Genomic DNA, 16,945 nt, shown 5'->3' with positions numbered 1-16,945 from the left:
ACGGTTATTGTCTTAATACACGGTTTAAAATCTGAATTTGGCTCCAAAGGTGATTGTCCGAGGAATCGGATAAGCACCGTAATCCAGTCCGTCATAACTGGTGTACACTTCAGGATCCATTCCTTTGTAGCGGGTGATTGTAAAGAGATCCTGTGCGCTGACAGACAGTTGTACACTTGCAAACTTCAGTACACGGCGAGGAATGCGGTACGAGAGGCTGATATTCTTCAACTTGATAAAAGAAGCATCTTCAAGCCAGAAATCCGAATTAGCATAACTCTTGTTGTCAGTATTGGTAAGGCTCGGATAAAGAGCGTCCGCTTTGTTGGCAACATGATCCCATCCTTTGAAGTAAGCATCACGCAAGGTTACGAAACGAGAGACGCCAGTCATGGATGCCGCCATAAAACGGCTGATATTCAACCGGTCATATCCGGTAGCAGCATTGAAAAAGACATTCAGCGTCCAGTTTTTCCAAGTAACAGTGTTGTTCCAACCTACTGTCCATTTGGGACTTGCCTGTCCTTTCACAACCAGATCATCGGAAGTCGGATTCGTTGTCAGACTACCATCTGCTTTCTGATAAAGATTGGCGCCTTTATCATCAAATCCTTTCCATTGATAGACATAGAAAGATCCCATAGGATAACCGGGCTTCATAATCTGCATAGGACCTCCCAAATCGCTATAGTTAGCAGTGAGTACAAAGTCATCTCCTGCGAGGTCTGCTACTTCATTCTTCACATAAGAAGCATTCAGGCTGGTTTCCCACGTCACAGCCCCCTTTACAGGGAAAGTGGTAAGGGATAATTCGACTCCGGTATTGTTCAGTTTTCCTTGATTCACCCAATAAGTACCACCTCCGTTATATTTAGGCACCTGTTTCTGAAAGAGCAGATCTTTCGTTTGTTTCTTGAACCAGTCCACTGTAATATTAAAGCCTCCGATACTCATATCCAATCCCAAATCATATTGGTAAGTCTTTTCCCAGGTAATGCCGGGTGTAGCAAACTGATATCCCCAATATCCCGTAGAGGAAGTGGAAGTTCCCCAGCCGTAAGATGCCCCCGATAACATACCTAATGTGCTGTAAGCAGCAATATCCTGATTTCCGGTGACACCAAAGCTGGCACGCAGTTTCAACTGATCGAGAACGTGCTGGTTGCTCATGAAAGATTCTTGTGCAATATCCCAAGCCACAGCTGCGGAAGGGAAATATCCCCATTTGTTGTCTCCCTGAAATTTAGAAGAACCGTCAGCTCTTAATGCAGCGGTAATAAAATATCGTTTCTTATAATCGTAATTAGCACGCACGATACCGGAAGCCAAAGAAAATTCCGTGTATGAATTGCTCGCATCTCTGATAGCAGCATTGCCAAGATTCCAGTACCCAACACTTTCATTGTTCAGATTGGAACCGGTTCCCTTTAGTTGTGAGTCCCACGAACGACTTATTTCCCATACGCCCATGGCAGTGAAACTATGATCTCCGAATTGCTTTTGCCAGGTCAGATTGTTAGTGTTCTGCCAATAGTTATGCAATGCGTTGGTATTGCTTGCGCTATTGATAGCACCCGGTGAGTCCAGTTTCGACCGGAAAGAATAAGAAGGACTATTATCGTAGTCATAACCTCCCTGAACGGAAAGCGTCAGTCCTTTCATGATCTTGAACAGCAATGTCAGGTTGGCGTTTAAATTATAGCTATAGCTATCGCTATTGTTCACTATCATTTCACCGTAAGGGCTGGAACCGATCATATTATACGGGTCTGTATTGTACACGCCGGTTTCGGGATCTTTCAGTTCCATGGTAGGCGAAAAGTTAGTGACATGCAACCAGTTCACCCCACCTTCATTGTGCTTGTGAAGACTGGATGCGTTTAATTTTGCAGAGATTGTCAACCAGGGTTTCACTTCCGAGTCGATGTTTGCCCGAATTCCATAGCGTTTATAATCGGACATGATGGTGATGGCTTCCTGATCGAGCACATTTCCCGAAATAAGGTATTTCACTTTTTCATTTCCTCCGGATATGGCGAGCCGATAATCCTGGGTGATACCTGTACGAGTCAGAAGATCAGTCCAGTTAATTCCTTTCGTTCCATTTTTATAAGCCTCAAGATCTTCGGCAGAGATAGTAGACGATCCGCGAATGTCATTCAGTGCAGTTGCATATTCGTAAGCGTTCAGCAGGTCATACTGTTTTCTGACAGTCGAAAGCCCTACCGATGCATCGAACGTTACCTGTGCTTTTCCCTCACTACCCTGTTTGGTGGTTATCAGGATAACGCCATTCGAACCACGGGAACCGTAAATGGCAGTAGAGGAAGCGTCTTTCAGTATTTCCATCGACTGGATATCAGAAGGGTTAATACCGTCCAAGCCACTGGAAGAGATGATACCGTCAATCACATATAAAGGATCACTGCTTTTATTAATAGAGGTAGTTCCACGAACGCGCACCTTCATACTTGCTCCGGGCATACCACTCGTAGCAGTGACTTCTACACCGGGAGTACGACCCTGGAGTATATTTTCAACCCGTTGTACAGGTTGATTTTTGTATTGTCTGTTAGATACACCGGACACAGCACCCGTAAGGTCACTCTTTTTGACGGTTCCGTATCCTACCACTACCACTTCATCTAATAACTGATTGTCTTCTTTCAACACAACACGAAGAAGAGATCTCTTTCTGACTTTCACTTCCTGCGTATGATAGCCGATGTAAGAGATCACTAAAATCGCTCCTTCCGGAGCTTCGAGAGTAAACCTACCATCCATATCACTGGTAGTTCCGGTATCTTCACCTTTGATAATGACGGAAGCACCAATGATTGTCTCTCCCTGTTCGTCGTTAATCACTCCTTTGATTGTCTTTCCAGCATCCCCGTCGGTAGTAGTATCGCTGTTTGTCGTAACTTCATTGTTATTTTCCGGGGCTTCCTGTGTTTCTGTCTTCTGTTTTTCAAGAGGAGGAGCAACCTGCGCGAATAATCCGAAAGGCAGAAACAGCATTAAAAGAATGCATAATAGCCATTTGTTTTTCATTATTACTTCCATTATTGTTCTAAAATTAGAATAGTTATTAGGATAGATTACCATCAATATTAGGCAATTTATGTGCCAAAAGCATAACAAAAGACTGATACAACGAGACTTGCCAAGTTTAACCAAAGAGATTATATCACTCATTTTCAAATATATAAACAATTTACAATAAAGAAAAAAAGCATTAATAGCCAGATTAAGTTTCAAGCACGATCCTGTGCAAAAATTCCACAGAAATGTGGACATATTCCACAAGATAATAAGTTAAGAATAATCCGTATTTAAAAGTTCCTTTCCATCCTTCTGATTGTTTCCACATATCAGAAGTCAGAATAAACGTTCCAAAACTCCAGTTTAAACGATTATTAACTAATTTCTCCCCCGTCTCCGAGAACAGAATCAGCAGAAATATCTATCTTTGTCCCAATTTCAAGCAAGAAAGCAAAAGTGCTATTTTTGTGTCGAATTTAAAACGTTTAAGAGAAAACAATGGAAGAAATCGTATTTCATCACACATTACCTATCCAATTGCGATTCAATGATGTAGACAAATTTGGTCACGTCAACAACACGGTTTACTTCTCCTTTTACGACTTGGGAAAGACTGAATACTTCGGTTCAGTATGCCCGGGAGTAGATTGGGAAAAGATTGGCATTGTCGTTGTTCATATTGAAGCGAATTTCGTTAAGCAAATTTTCGCATCGGACCACATCGCTGTACAAACCGCCGTCTCTAAGATAGGTACCAAAAGCTTTCATCTGGTTCAACAAGTCATTGACACGAAAACCAATGAGGTGAAATGTGTTTGCAAGTCCATCATGGTTACTTTCGATCTTGAAAGACATGAGTCCATGCCACTGACCAAGGAATGGATAGAAGCGATCTGCAAGTATGAAGGACGGGATTTGCAAAAAGCATAGATTGATTCCCCCCACCGATGAAGACACCCTCCGGCACCGGGGAACAAATCTCCCACGAATAAGAAACAAAACAAGCAAAACCAATTCCTTAGAAAAAGTTTTATCCTGATTCATGTCCGCTATATAACAGAAATTGCCTATTTTTGCACCTTATTATTAAGGCATAAAATATCTAGTACAGAAAATGATAGCTGACAAAAGTATAAATTTAGATACCCTTCATAAAGTATTGTTTGATAATGAGAAGCTGGAACTCTCTGAAGAATGTATTCGAAAAGTAGAGGAAAGCTTCGATTTTCTGCAATCCTTTTCCAGCGATAAGATTATTTATGGTATCAATACGGGGTTCGGCCCAATGGCACAATACAGAATAGAAGATCAATCATTGATCGACCTTCAGTATAATATCATCCGAAGCCATTCCACCGGTGCCGGCAAACCGCTTCCCGAACTTTATGTAAAAGCAGCTATGATTGCCCGTTTGTACACTTTTCTACAAGGGAAGTCAGGAGTGCATCTGGAACTGGTTTCTCTCCTCTGTGAATTTATCAACCGCGGAATTTATCCGTTCATACCCGAACACGGAAGTGTAGGTGCCAGCGGTGATCTCGTACAACTGGCCCATATCGCCCTGACGTTAATAGGGGAAGGGGAAGTTTTTTATCAGGGTAAATTGTGTAACGCAGCTACGGTGCTTCAGGAAAACGGTCTGAAACCTTTTTCCATGCGTATTCGTGAAGGTTTATCCGTTACAAACGGTACTTCTGTAATGACAGGCATCGGTATTGTCAATCTGATTTATGCAAAAAAACTACTCCGTTGGTCGGTGGCTGCCTCTGTAATGATGAATGAGATTGCCGCCTCTTATGATGATTTTATGGCACAGGCATTAAACGAGGCCAAGCATCATAAAGGTCAACAAGAGATAGCTGCTATGATGAGAGAATGGGTGGCAGGCAGTAAATGCGTGCTTCAAAGAGAGAACGAGCTATACAACCAGGTGCATAAAGAGAAAATCTTCGAACACAAAGTACAGCCCTATTATTCCTTGCGATGTGTTCCGCAAATACTCGGTCCTATTTACGATGAACTGGAGAATGCGGAAGAAGTATTAATAAACGAAATAAATTCCGCCTGTGACAATCCGATTGTCGATCCGGATACACAAAATATTTATCATGGCGGCAACTTCCATGGAGATTACATTTCTTTCGAAATGGACAAGTTGAAAATTGCCGTGACCAAGCTGACTATGCTTTGCGAAAGACAGATTAACTATCTGTTCCACGACCGTATCAATGGCATCCTGCCTCCGTTTGTAAATTTGGGAGTGCTTGGATTGAACTATGGTTTACAGGCTTCGCAATTCACTGCAACCTCCACCACAGCGGAGTGTCAGACATTATCAAATCCGATGTATGTACACAGTATCCCCAACAACAATGATAATCAGGATATTGTCAGCATGGGAACCAACTCGGCTCTATTAGCAAAAACAGTCATTGAGAATTCTTATCAGGTAATGGCTATCCAGTTTATGGGAATGGCACAAGCTATCGACTACCTGAAAATACAAGATCGCCTAAGTTCCAAAAGCCGGCAGGTTTATGAAGAAATACGCAGTTTCTTCCCTGTATTTACGAATGACACGCCTAAATATAAAGAGATAGAAATGATGATAGACTATCTCAAAAAAGAAGATAAATAAAATGAAATATGCATTAGTAACCGGAGGAAGCCGAGGTATCGGCCGTGCTGTCAGTTGTAAACTGGCGGAAATGGGCTACTTTATACTGATAAATTATCAGAATAATGACGCAGAAGCGGAGAAAACGTTGCAGTTAGTACAGGAAAAAGGAAGTAATGGCGAGTTGATGAAGTTCGATGTGACCGACCCTGCCGCTATCACCCTTGCTTTGGGCAACTGGGCTTCCCAACACCCTGACGAATATATCGAGGTACTGATAAACAATGCAGGTATCCGCAAAGACAACCTGATGCTCTGGATGACAGGAGAAGAATGGAGCAAAGTGCTCGATATCAGCCTGAACGGATTCTTCAACGTGACACAGCCTTTATTGAAGAATATGCTGGTCAAACGTTATGGACGTATCGTAAATATCGTGTCATTGTCGGGCATTCAGGGAATGCCCGGCCAAACCAATTACTCCGCAGCCAAAGGTGGCGTAATAGCCGCTACCAAAGCACTGGCACAGGAAGTTGCCAAGAAGAAAGTAACAGTCAATGCAGTAGCTCCGGGATTCATCCGTACGGATATGACGGAAGGAATTGATGAGAACGAATGGAAGAAACATATTCCCGCGGGACGTTTCGGCACTCCGGAAGAGGTTGCCGACCTGGTCGGTTTCCTGGCATCTCCAGCCTCATCCTACATCACAGGAGAAGTGATTTCCATCAACGGAGGACTATATACTTAAAATAAAAGCATAGAATAGACAAAATAATGAAAAGAGTTGTTATCACGGGAATGGGGATTTACTCTTGCATCGGCAAGAATCTGGATGAAGTAAAAGACTCACTATATAATGGGAAATCGGGAATTGGCATAGACCCGGTACGGAAAGAATTGGGCTATTTTTCTGCATTAACGGGGATATTGGAACGTCCCGACTTGAAGAAGTTGTTGGACCGCCGTAAACGTCTCTGTCTACCGGAGCAGGGAGAATATGCTTATCTCGCTACATTAGAAGCTTTCCGTAATGCCGGTATTAATGAGGATTTTCTCGAAGCCAATGAAGTGGGTATCTTGTATGGCAATGATAGTAGTGCCGCTCCTGTTATTAATGCAGTGGACATCATTCGTGAAAAGAAAAACACAGCACTGGTGGGTTCCGGTTCTATTTTCCAGTCGATGAATTCCACCGTGACAATGAACCTGTCGGTTATTTTCAAACTTAGAGGAGTCAACTTCACCATTGCCGGAGCCTGTGCAAGCGGTTCTCACGCTATTGGCATGGGTTACCTGCTTATAAAATCGGGATTGCAGGATTGTATTCTTTGCGGTGGCGCACAAGAAGTCAATCCTTATGCAGTAGGAAGTTTCGACGGACTAAGCGCATTTTCCACCCAGGAAGCAGTCCCCGAGAAAGCCTCGAAACCTTTTGATAAACGACGTGACGGGCTGATTCCAAGTGGAGGAGCCGCTAGTCTGGTATTAGAGAGTTATGAATCGGCTGTAAAAAGGGGAGCTCCCATTCTGGCCGAAGTCATCGGTTACGGTTTTTCATCCAATGGAGATCACATCTCCGTGCCTAATGTGGACGGCCCGAAACGTTCTCTTCAAATGGCTATCAAAGATGCAGGGATTGCACTCGAACAGATCAGTTATATCAATGCACACGCCACCTCAACTCCGGTAGGTGACTTGAACGAGGCGAAAGCCATTGCAGAAATATTTGAAGGGCATCACCCGTATGTGACTTCCACGAAGTCTATGACAGGACATGAAATGTGGATGGCCGGTGCCAGTGAAGTGATTTATTCCACCCTCATGATGAACAACGGTTTCATCGCTCCCAACCTCAATTTCGAGGAACCGGACGAGGCCTCTGCACAATTAAATATACCTACCCAACGGGTAAACCTGGAATTTGATACGTTCCTTTCCAACTCATTCGGATTCGGAGGAACCAATTCCACGCTAATCATACGCAAAATCAATCCATAATTTACTAAAGAAAACAGATATATGACAAACGAAGAAATCATCGAGAAAATAAGAACCACTCTGGCAGAAGAGTTTGAAGTAGACATCGACGTTATCCAGCCGGATGCACCGTTAATGGAAACTCTTGAACTGGACAGCCTGGACTTGGTCGATATGGTGGTACTGGTAGAAAAAAACTTCGGTTTCAACGTAACCGGACAAGATTTTGCGGGTATCAGAACCTTCCAGGACTTCTACGATCTCGTTATCACCCGTATGCAGGAAGCCAAGTAAATATGTCGACGTGGAAAGGCAAAACCCGGGGAGGAACATTCGGATACTTATTCTTTATTTACCTGATTAAGTATCTGGGCATTACTGCCGCTTATATATTTCTAAGTCTGGTAGTATTGTACTTCATACCGTTTGCTCCGAAAGCCACCAAAAGCACCTGGTTTTATGCCCGCCACATTCTGAAACACAACCGAATACGCTCTTTGGGTATGTTGCTACGCAACTATTACCGGTTAGGGCAAATCCTGATTGACAAAGTAGCTATTGGCAACGGAAAAGTCGATCAATACCGGTTCGAGTTCGAACGGTATCCGGAATTTCTGCAATTGCTGAACAGCGAACAGGGAGTGATTATGATTGGCGCCCATGTGGGAAACTGGGAAATAGGCGTTCCTTTCTTCGATGATTACGGAAAGAAAATCAATATCGTGATGTATGATGCCGAACATCGTAGAATCAAAGAGATATTGGAGAAAAATGGTCAGGACAAGGATTTTAAGATTATCCCCGTCAACGAAGATAACCTGACACACGTTTTCCGTATTACCGAGGCATTAAACAAGAAAGAATATGTATGCTTCCAGGGCGACCGTTATCTGAATAAAGAGAAACTGCTGACAGGAACACTCTTGGGACAGAAAGCTCCTTTCCCTGCCGGTCCTTTCCTGCTTGGTTCGCGAATGAAAGTTCCAGTGGTATTCTACTTTGCCATGAGAGAGCCGGGCAGAACCTACCGTTTTCATTTTATAAGGACGGAACCAGTCATACGAACCAAAGAAAAGAAAGCAGAGACAGCTCTGCTCGAACAATATACGGCCGCTTTGGACCAGATACTGAAACGCTATCCGGAACAATGGTTCAATTATTACTCATTCTGGGAAACCACAAGTGACGGTTCGCTCTCAAAGGATTGAAATAGAAAGATATAACAAAATAAAGATGCAACAGAATCAATATGATAAGGAACCGTTGACCGCGGTAGAGGCACAACGCCTGGCACAAGAAATAGCTTTCGGGCCCATCGTGTTTCAGGTATCACGCCTTATGCTCAAATTCGGTATTTTTCAGTTACTGGCCGACGAACGCGCTGGCATGACACAAGAAGAAATCAGCAAGGCTTGTGGGTTGTCTTCTTATGCGACACAAGTTTTGTTGGAAGCCTCATTAACCATCGGTACCGTATTGCAGCACGAAAACCGTTACCGCCTTGCCAAAGCCGGATGGTTCCTGCTCAACGACAAGATGGTACGTGTCAATCTGGATTTCAACCACGATGTCAACTATCTGGGAATGTTCCATCTTGAAGAGGCTCTCACCAACGGACGTCCCGAAGGGCTGAAAGTATTCGGCGAATGGAGTACCATCTATGAAGGACTGTCAAGCTTACCCTCACAAGTACAAAAGAGCTGGTTCGGTTTCGATCATTATTACTCGGATTGCTCGTTTGACGAAGCTTTGGCGATTGTTTTCGCCCGTCATCCCAAGACTTTACTGGATGTGGGAGGTAATACCGGTCGATGGGCAACCAAGTGCGTAAGCTATGACGACGCGGTGGAAGTTACTATTATGGATCTTTCGCAACAATTGGAGATGATGCGTCAACAAACTAAAAAACTGCCCGGAGCAATGCGTATCCACGGGTATGGCGCCAATCTGCTCGATCCCGAAGTTCCTTTCCCGACAGGGTTCGATGCTATCTGGATGAGCCAGTTCCTTGATTGTTTCTCGGAAGAAGAAGTAACCAGCATACTGACCCGTGCAGCCCGCTCTATGAGCCGGGAGAGCCGCCTCTATATCATGGAAACTTTCTGGAACCGGCAAAAGTTTGACACAGCCGCTTATTGCCTGACACAAATCAGTCTTTATTTCACAGCCATGGCAAATGGTAACAGCAAAATGTATCATTCGGATGATATGGAACGGTGCATCAAAGCAGCGGGATTGGAAGTCGAAAAGATAGATGACCATTTAGGAATGGGACACAGCATTGTACAATGCAGATTGAAATGAACAACAGGGAAGTTATCATACAAGGAGAAGGAATACTCAATTTGATTCCACAGCGTCCGCCCATCGTGATGGTGGACAGTTTCTTTGGTATCGAAGAGAATCATTCTTATTCCGGACTGACTGTTACTGCTGATAATATTTTCTGCGAAACCAGAAAACTGCAAGAGGCGGGAATTATTGAACATATCGCTCAATCGGCAGCAGCACGTATCGGATTTCTTTATACCCGGCAGGGTGAAAAAGTACCGTTAGGATTTATCGGCTCGGTAGACAAACTTAAAATCTACGATTTGCCAAAGATCGGGATGAAACTATTTACGGAGATTACCGTTGTACAGGAGGTATTCGACATTACATTGATTTCTGCACAAGTGAAAGTGGAAGACAAGCTGATAGCTGAATGCAGGATGAAAATATTTATAAAAAAAGAATGAAACGGAAAACGAATCAACAGGTTGCAACTTTGACCAACCGGACTACCTTCAGAGTGCGGTTCAGCGAAATAGACTCCATGCAGATTGTATGGCATGGTGAGTATGTGCGCTATTTTGAAGATGGAAGAGAAGCTTTTGGCAAACAGTATGGTTTGGATTATATGAGTATTTACCGGGAGGGATACATGGTTCCTATCGTGGATTTAACCTGTCAGTTCAAACAATCACTATCTTTTGGTGAAGAAGCGATTGTCGAGACGCGCTATATTGCCTGTGAGGCAGCCAAGATAAAATTTGAATACGTTATCTACCGGGCTACCGACCAAAGTATAGTAGCTACCGGAAGCACCATACAAGTGTTCCTGAACCTGAATAAAGAATTGGAGCTTATGAATCCTCCGTTTTATCTGGAATGGAAAAAGAAATGGAATATCCTTTAAATATATACATCACAGCCCATACGCTGATTAGTTCGTTAGGTTTCGGCATCCCGGAAAATCTGGAGGCCATCCATAACTACCGAAGCGGAATCCGTATGCAAGAAGCCGGCCTAATTTCCGATCATCCCCTATTGGCGGGAATGATTGATTCTGTGGAACTGGAAAAACGGGCGAAGCTGATGCAGATTACGGATTATACCCGGATGGAGCAATTATTCATACTGGCTATCCAAAAGGTTATTTCTCAATCGGGAACCGACTTGCGGGAGCCGGATTGTGCCTTGTTATTATCTACCACTAAAGGAAATGTTGATTTATTGAGTGAATTACCTGCTGACAGTCCGGTTTTTCTTTGGAAAATGGCGGAACGAATCGGAGATTTCTTTGGAGCGGCAAATCAGGTAGAGGTCATCTCCAATGCCTGTATATCAGGAGTCTCGGCACTAATCGTCGCTAAGAGATGGATAGAATCAGGACGTTACAAACGAGTGATTGTGGCAGGTGGGGATATTCTTTCTCATTTCATTACCAGCGGCTTTCTATCGTTCCGATCTGTCAGCGCACACCCCTGCCGACCATACGATATACAACGGGATGGATTAAGTCTGGGCGAAGCCTGTGGAGCTGTTCTTTTAGAAACTCAAGGAAACGCGAATCATATTATTCTCTCCGGAGGAGCAATCAGCAATGACGCCAACCATATATCCGGTCCTTCCCGAACAGGGGACGGTTTAGCTCTAGCCATTAATCAGGCAATGGAAGAAGCCGGAGCACTCCCCGAAGACATTAGCTTTATCAATGCACACGGAACAGCTACGGTTTACAATGATGAAATGGAATCCAAAGCCATACATCTGGCGGGATTAGCTGCAGTTCCGGTGAATAGCCTCAAGCCCTATTTCGGTCATACATTAGGAGCTTCGGGCATTATCGAAACCATACTTTGCATAGAGCAACTAAAAGAAGGAAGATACTACGGAACTTTAGGGTATGAAACACTCGGTGTTCCCATGCCTATCACTGTCTATGCCACTCATCAGCCGATACCGATGAAATGCTGCATCAAAACTGCTTCCGGTTTCGGAGGCTGTAATGCCGCACTGGTATTATCCCTCCCCGATGCTCATCTGAAACAGAAAGCAAACTCGCAGGCAACCGACAAAGCGAGTGCTCCGTCAGTTTGCAAAGCAGTGGTGGAATCGGGCAACATGGTCACAATCAGACCGGGAGCAGTAGAAAGTAAAGGAACAACTGTATTCAGCTCTTCGGAAACAGACTTTGCACCATTCATCCGGGAAGCATACAAGCATCTGGGAGAAAACAATATGAAGTTCTATAAGATGGACAACCTCTGTAAGCTGGGATATGTAGCTGCCGAATATTTACTGAAAGATACAAACTACCGTCCGAAAGAGATTGGAATCATTCTTGCCAATGCTTCTTCCTCTCTGGATACGGACTGCAAACATCAGGCAATCATCAGTAAAGAAGGGGACAAAGCAGCCAGTCCTGCCGTGTTTGTCTACACTCTCCCCAATGTAGTATTGGGAGAAATCTGTATCCGGCACAAGATTCAGGGAGAGAATACATTCTTTGTCCGTCGGCAATCAGATGCTGCCTCATTAGAGGATTATGCAAGGATTGTGATGGCGAAAAGTAAGTTACGCACCTGTATCATAGGCTGGTGCGAACTACTGGACGGACATTATCAAGCAGAATTTAAACAACTTAATAATATATCAACGATTTATGGATAATTTAGATCAAACCAAAAAAGAACTGATGGACGAAGTGAAAGGGAAACTAATCGAAGAGTTGAACCTTGAAGAAATCACTCCGGAAGATATTGACAATGAAGCCCCTCTGTTTGGCGACGAAGGTCTTGGCCTTGACTCCATTGACGCACTCGAAATCATCCTGATTCTGGAACGCGAATACGGTATAAAGATAGAGAACCCCAGTGAAGGAAAACAAATCTTCTACTCGGTACGTACACTGGCAGACTACATCATTGCTAATCGCAAAGCTTAACCGATGAAGATATACGTCACCGGATTGGGAGTTGTTTCGGGGATCGGTATCGGAGTTTCCGAAAATATAGAAGCGTTGAGACAAAGAAAGCATGGCATCGGAAAAGTAACTCTTTTTCCGACTGCTCTCGATGTGCCCGTATCCGAAGTGAAACGTAGCAATGAGGAACTAAAGAAACTGATCTCTTTACCTCCGCAACGCACTGTATCACGTACAGCCTTGTTGGGAATGATAGCAGCCGAAGAAGCAATGAAAGATGCGGGACTCACACCACCATTACGTATCGGTTTTATTTCCGCCACTTCCGTTGGCGGCATGGATTTGAGTGAGCACTTCTATGAATCTTTCAAGAAAAACCCGAGACAGGGACGGTTACGGGAAGTAATTTCACACGACTGCGGAGCCAGTACAGAATTGATTGCTTCGTATTTGGGTATCAATGATTTTATAACCACCATCAGTACAGCCTGCTCGTCAGCAGCCAATGCCATCATGCTGGGAGCAAGAATGATTAAACACGGGCTACTGGATGCTGCTATCGTGGGAGGTACGGATGCACTTTGCCGGTTTACGCTCAATGGATTCAACTCCCTGATGATTTTGGACAAAACACATTGCCGTCCTTTTGACCGCTCACGTACCGGATTAAATCTGGGAGAAGGTGCCGGTTACTTAGTGCTTCAATCGGAAAGTTCACTCCAAAGAACTCCTTATTGCGAACTTAGCGGTTACGCCAATACGAATGAGGCTTATCATCAAACAGGAAGTTCTCCTGAAGGGGACGGTGCCTTTCTGTCAATGAGTGAAGCTATCGCCTCCAGTGGCATTTCTCCCAAAGAAATCGATTATATCAATGTACATGGAACAGGTACTCCCGGCAATGATGCGTCAGAAGGCATGGCGCTCCGAAGAATCTTTGGAGAACACGTTCCGCCATTTAGTTCGGTAAAAGCTTTTATCGGACATACCTTAGGAGCTTCCGAAGGAATTGAAGCTGTTTACTCCGTTCTTTCAATAGATAAAGGTCTGATTTATCCCAACCTGAACTTTACGGATGCGATGCCGGAAACAGGACTGATACCGGAAACCTCTTTTCAAGAAGGAATCCCCATCCGACATGTGTTATCCAACTCTTTCGGTTTCGGAGGAAACGATTCATCGCTCCTCTTTTCCGCAACGAATTTTCCAGCATGAACGCACCTTTAAGTATTTAAGCCTATGCAGCCAGTTTATATTCAACGCATCGCTTCCATTCATCCGCCAAAGGATCATTCACCAGGAAATAATCGCCCTTATCTTCAGGCTTGCGAACCCGATTATAAGGATATTATCACCAATGCGACCTTGCGCAGACGCATGAGCCGTATCGTAAAAATGGGGGTGGCCTGCGGATTGGAATGTATGGGTGAACTATCTCCTGAAAAGATACAAGGAATCATCACAGCAACAGGATTGGGCTGCTTGACAGATACGGAAAAATTCCTGAACAACTTATTGGATAATAAAGAGCGGATGCTGAATCCTACTCCTTTCATCCAGTCGACATTCAATACAATCGGTGCACAAATAGCTCTGATTCATCAAATACATGCCTACAACATGACTTATGTCCACCGTGGTCTTAGTTTTGAAAGTGCTTTATTGGACGCTATGATGAAAATAGGAGAAGGAAGCGAGAATATACTTGTGGGAGCCATCAATGAAATGACAGAAACCAGTTACACGATTCAGCAACGGCTGGGAGTGCTGAAAGGGATAGCAGCAGGAGAAGGTGCTCAATTCTTCCTGTTAAGTCGGGAAGCCGGAGAGCATCCGTTGGCTGAAATACAGGGAATCGAAACTTTCATAGGGAAACAGACTACAGAAGAAATCAGCTCCCGAATCATCCGTTTTTTGCAACGAAATGGTTTAGAATGTCAGGATATTCAGTGGTTGGTTACCGGAAAAAACAAGAAGCCACACAATCAAGATGACTCTCACGAGCAAACTGTTGACAATGGCAACTCTATTTATGAAGAGCTTGAAACAAACCTTTTCCCGGAAAGTGTTCATCTTAGTTTTAAGAATGAATGTGGTGAATATCCTACCGCAACATCGTATGCGGTATGGAAAGCAGTGAACGAATCGGCCAACTGCACTACCTCGACCCATATATTGATTTATAATCATCACCACTCCATCAATCATTCATTGATTCTAATCCGGAAAAGCGTATGATAATCGTTTGCCTCCTTCTTTGCTTGCTCTTGCTCCTGTCTTTTCTCGTTTATGCCTCTTATAGCATTCAATCGGGAATTTACCTCCGGTCATTTTGCAAAAAGCATACTGCGGAAAAGATTGTCGCCCTGACTTTTGATGACGGCCCCGACTCCCTACAGACTCCCAAAGTTCTGCAGGTACTAAAAGATTATCAGGTAACCGCCTGTTTCTTCTGTATCGGTCAAAAGGTAAAAGGGAATGAAGCAATCTTGCAAAAAATGGTGGCAGAAGGTCATCTGATTGGAAATCATTCGCATACCCATTCCGGTTTATTCCCGCTATACGGGCTCTCCAAGATGAAAAAAGACTTGCAAACTTGTCAGTGTGAACTAGAACGAGTAACTTCGCAGCCGGTTAGTTTGTTTCGTCCGCCGTTTGGTGTCACTAATCCAACGATTGCGAAAGCCGTTCGACAGTTAGGATATACCTCTATAGGATGGAGCATCCGTACACTAGATACACAACAACCAGCACCGGATAAAGTCCTTGCCAGGATTCGGAAACGTCTTGAACCGGGAGCCATTATTCTGTTGCACGACCGGATGCCGGACAGCGACCAGCTAGTGAAACAAATCTTGGATTTGCTGAAAGAACAAGGATATACTGCTGTCCATCCGGACAAACTATTGGCATAAAATAAAAAAGGTATGAGAACTTTATTAATATATTTATCGCTTTTCTTCTTGTCAATAGCCTCTATCCATGCCCAGAGCATGAAAAAGATGGCGCAAAAGACAGAGTTTGAAAGCCGCCTGGCAAAGGAGGCGCAAACCGTAGAGTCCATCGAAAGCGATTTCACCCAAGTGAAATATCTCGATGTATTCGATGAGAAAGTTACTTCCAAAGGGAAGTTCTACTACCAGAAGACCCATAAAATCTGTATGGAATATTTCCGCCCGATGGATTATCTCATCGTGATAAACGGCAGTAAGCTCAAAATCGTTTCGGATGGCAAGAAAAGTATCATGAATCTTAGTTCGAACAAAATGATGGCACAGATGCAGGATATGCTGACCGCATGTATGATAGGCGACCTGTCTAAAATATCGTCCAACTACCTGCTGGAGTATTTTGAAGACGCACGATACTATCTGGTTAAAATAAAACCGACCAACAAAGCGGTACAAGCCTATATTGCCGGTATAGAAATCTATCTGAACAAGAAAGATATGTCGGTACACAAACTCCGTCTGTCCGAAACAGCCACAAACTATACAGAATACGAATTCTATAATAAAAAGTTCAACTCCCTGAAGAATGAGACGAAGTTTGCGATTCGTTAGTCTGACGGCTCTGCTATTCTTATGGATACAGATCCAGACTTCCTGCTCTCCACGGATGAGCGGGGAAGGCAGTACCGTGCCCCCCGCTATCGAACTAACACAAGGAGAAAGCTCGCAAAAATACAATATCCAACTGGATTTCATGAGACATCACATGAGCGGTATGCTAATAGTACGCCGTATGCCTGATAACGAAATCCGGATCGTAGCGTCTACTTACTTCGGACTAAGCCTTTTCGATTTTTCTCTTCGCAACAATCAGTTTACTGTCAACAGTTGCATTGAACCCATGAAAAAGGAAAAGGTGCTGAAACTTCTGGAGATGGATTTCAAACGTCTGTTCTTAAGTGAGAAAGGTACTCGTGTGAAAGCGAGCAAAGACAGTGCTACTGAAAAAAGAACCAGTGGGAAAGGCTTTGGAAAATCAGTGGTCTACACCACAGGCAACACTCCGGGCGATCCCGCACAAATAAAAATCAAACATCCGTGGATACGGTTGACAATCCGTCTGGACAAACTGTCCAATCTGGATAAACTATCTAAAGAATTTTAAGA

At 43.9% G+C, this 16,945-nt stretch carries 17 protein-coding genes; 16 read left to right on the top strand and 1 reads right to left on the bottom strand.

Annotation, left to right across the window (positions count from 1 at the left end):
* Positions 1–24: 24 nt before the first annotated feature.
* The gene (locus NQ505_RS10015) at positions 25–3,051 is read right to left on the bottom strand and encodes a SusC/RagA family TonB-linked outer membrane protein (RefSeq protein ID WP_009000308.1); all 3,027 of its coding nucleotides are present in this window, start codon (positions 3,049–3,051) and stop codon (positions 25–27) included.
* 489 nt (positions 3,052–3,540) lie between these two features.
* On the opposite strand from NQ505_RS10015, the gene NQ505_RS10010 reads away from it, so the two are divergent.
* The 16 genes from NQ505_RS10010 to NQ505_RS09935 all read left to right on the top strand — a co-directional run bounded on the left by NQ505_RS10010 (position 3,541) and on the right by NQ505_RS09935 (position 16,943).
* A complete protein-coding gene (locus NQ505_RS10010) occupies positions 3,541–3,972 on the top strand; it encodes an acyl-CoA thioesterase (protein WP_004324741.1) in 432 nt (143 codons plus the stop codon).
* Positions 3,973–4,156: 184 nt separating this feature from the next.
* Complete coding sequence (hutH, locus tag NQ505_RS10005; protein ID WP_004324740.1) at positions 4,157–5,680, top strand: histidine ammonia-lyase; 1,524 nt, start codon at positions 4,157–4,159, stop codon at positions 5,678–5,680.
* 1 nt (position 5,681) lies between these two features.
* Positions 5,682–6,410, top strand: coding sequence for a 3-oxoacyl-ACP reductase FabG (gene fabG, locus NQ505_RS10000; protein ID WP_004324738.1), 729 nt, complete (start codon positions 5,682–5,684; stop codon positions 6,408–6,410).
* Between the two features lie 26 nt (positions 6,411–6,436).
* A complete protein-coding gene (locus NQ505_RS09995) occupies positions 6,437–7,660 on the top strand; it encodes a beta-ketoacyl-[acyl-carrier-protein] synthase family protein (protein WP_009000307.1) in 1,224 nt (407 codons plus the stop codon).
* A gap of 21 nt (positions 7,661–7,681) precedes the next feature.
* Positions 7,682–7,933 carry an acyl carrier protein gene (locus NQ505_RS09990; protein WP_009000306.1) on the top strand — a complete coding sequence of 84 codons (252 nt, stop codon included), beginning with the start codon at positions 7,682–7,684 and terminating at the stop codon, positions 7,931–7,933.
* A gap of 2 nt (positions 7,934–7,935) precedes the next feature.
* Complete coding sequence (locus NQ505_RS09985) at positions 7,936–8,847, top strand: acyltransferase (protein ID WP_009000305.1); 912 nt, start codon at positions 7,936–7,938, stop codon at positions 8,845–8,847.
* Positions 8,848–8,872: 25 nt separating this feature from the next.
* Positions 8,873–9,943 (top strand): class I SAM-dependent methyltransferase, encoded by a 1,071-nt coding sequence (locus NQ505_RS09980; RefSeq protein ID WP_009000304.1) that lies wholly within the window; start codon positions 8,873–8,875, stop codon positions 9,941–9,943.
* Positions 9,940–10,377 (top strand): hypothetical protein, encoded by a 438-nt coding sequence (locus NQ505_RS09975; RefSeq protein ID WP_004324734.1) that lies wholly within the window; start codon positions 9,940–9,942, stop codon positions 10,375–10,377. Before NQ505_RS09980 ends, NQ505_RS09975 begins: the two co-directional genes overlap by 4 nt.
* Positions 10,374–10,817 carry an acyl-CoA thioesterase gene (locus tag NQ505_RS09970; RefSeq protein ID WP_009000303.1) on the top strand — a complete coding sequence of 148 codons (444 nt, stop codon included), beginning with the start codon at positions 10,374–10,376 and terminating at the stop codon, positions 10,815–10,817. The genes NQ505_RS09975 and NQ505_RS09970 overlap by 4 nt, the downstream gene beginning before the upstream one ends.
* Positions 10,802–12,574, top strand: a complete 1,773-nt coding sequence (locus NQ505_RS09965) for a beta-ketoacyl synthase N-terminal-like domain-containing protein (RefSeq protein WP_009000302.1) — start codon at positions 10,802–10,804, stop codon at positions 12,572–12,574. Before NQ505_RS09970 ends, NQ505_RS09965 begins: the two co-directional genes overlap by 16 nt.
* The gene (locus NQ505_RS09960; RefSeq protein ID WP_004305456.1) at positions 12,567–12,848 is read left to right on the top strand and encodes a phosphopantetheine-binding protein; all 282 of its coding nucleotides are present in this window, start codon (positions 12,567–12,569) and stop codon (positions 12,846–12,848) included. The genes NQ505_RS09965 and NQ505_RS09960 overlap by 8 nt, the downstream gene beginning before the upstream one ends.
* 3 nt (positions 12,849–12,851) lie before the next feature.
* Positions 12,852–14,042 carry a beta-ketoacyl-[acyl-carrier-protein] synthase family protein gene (locus NQ505_RS09955; RefSeq protein ID WP_009000301.1) on the top strand — a complete coding sequence of 397 codons (1,191 nt, stop codon included), beginning with the start codon at positions 12,852–12,854 and terminating at the stop codon, positions 14,040–14,042.
* Positions 14,043–14,066: 24 nt separating this feature from the next.
* Entirely contained in the window at positions 14,067–15,065 is a 999-nt protein-coding gene (locus NQ505_RS09950; protein WP_009000300.1) for a beta-ketoacyl synthase chain length factor, read from the top strand.
* On the top strand, positions 15,062–15,742 hold the full coding sequence (locus tag NQ505_RS09945) for a polysaccharide deacetylase family protein (RefSeq protein ID WP_009000299.1): 681 nt from the start codon (positions 15,062–15,064) through the stop codon (positions 15,740–15,742). The genes NQ505_RS09950 and NQ505_RS09945 overlap by 4 nt, the downstream gene beginning before the upstream one ends.
* A 12-nt stretch (positions 15,743–15,754) precedes the next feature.
* Complete coding sequence (locus tag NQ505_RS09940) at positions 15,755–16,390, top strand: LolA family protein (protein WP_009000298.1); 636 nt, start codon at positions 15,755–15,757, stop codon at positions 16,388–16,390.
* Complete coding sequence (locus NQ505_RS09935; RefSeq protein ID WP_009000297.1) at positions 16,365–16,943, top strand: hypothetical protein; 579 nt, start codon at positions 16,365–16,367, stop codon at positions 16,941–16,943. The genes NQ505_RS09940 and NQ505_RS09935 overlap by 26 nt, the downstream gene beginning before the upstream one ends.
* Positions 16,944–16,945 lie beyond the last annotated feature (2 nt).

The organism is Bacteroides sp. D2 (genome assembly GCF_025147085.1).
Classification (GTDB): Bacteria; Bacteroidota; Bacteroidia; order Bacteroidales; family Bacteroidaceae; genus Bacteroides.
Note: the sequence above shows the minus strand (reverse complement) of the source record. Positions and strands in the feature narration are given on the sequence as shown.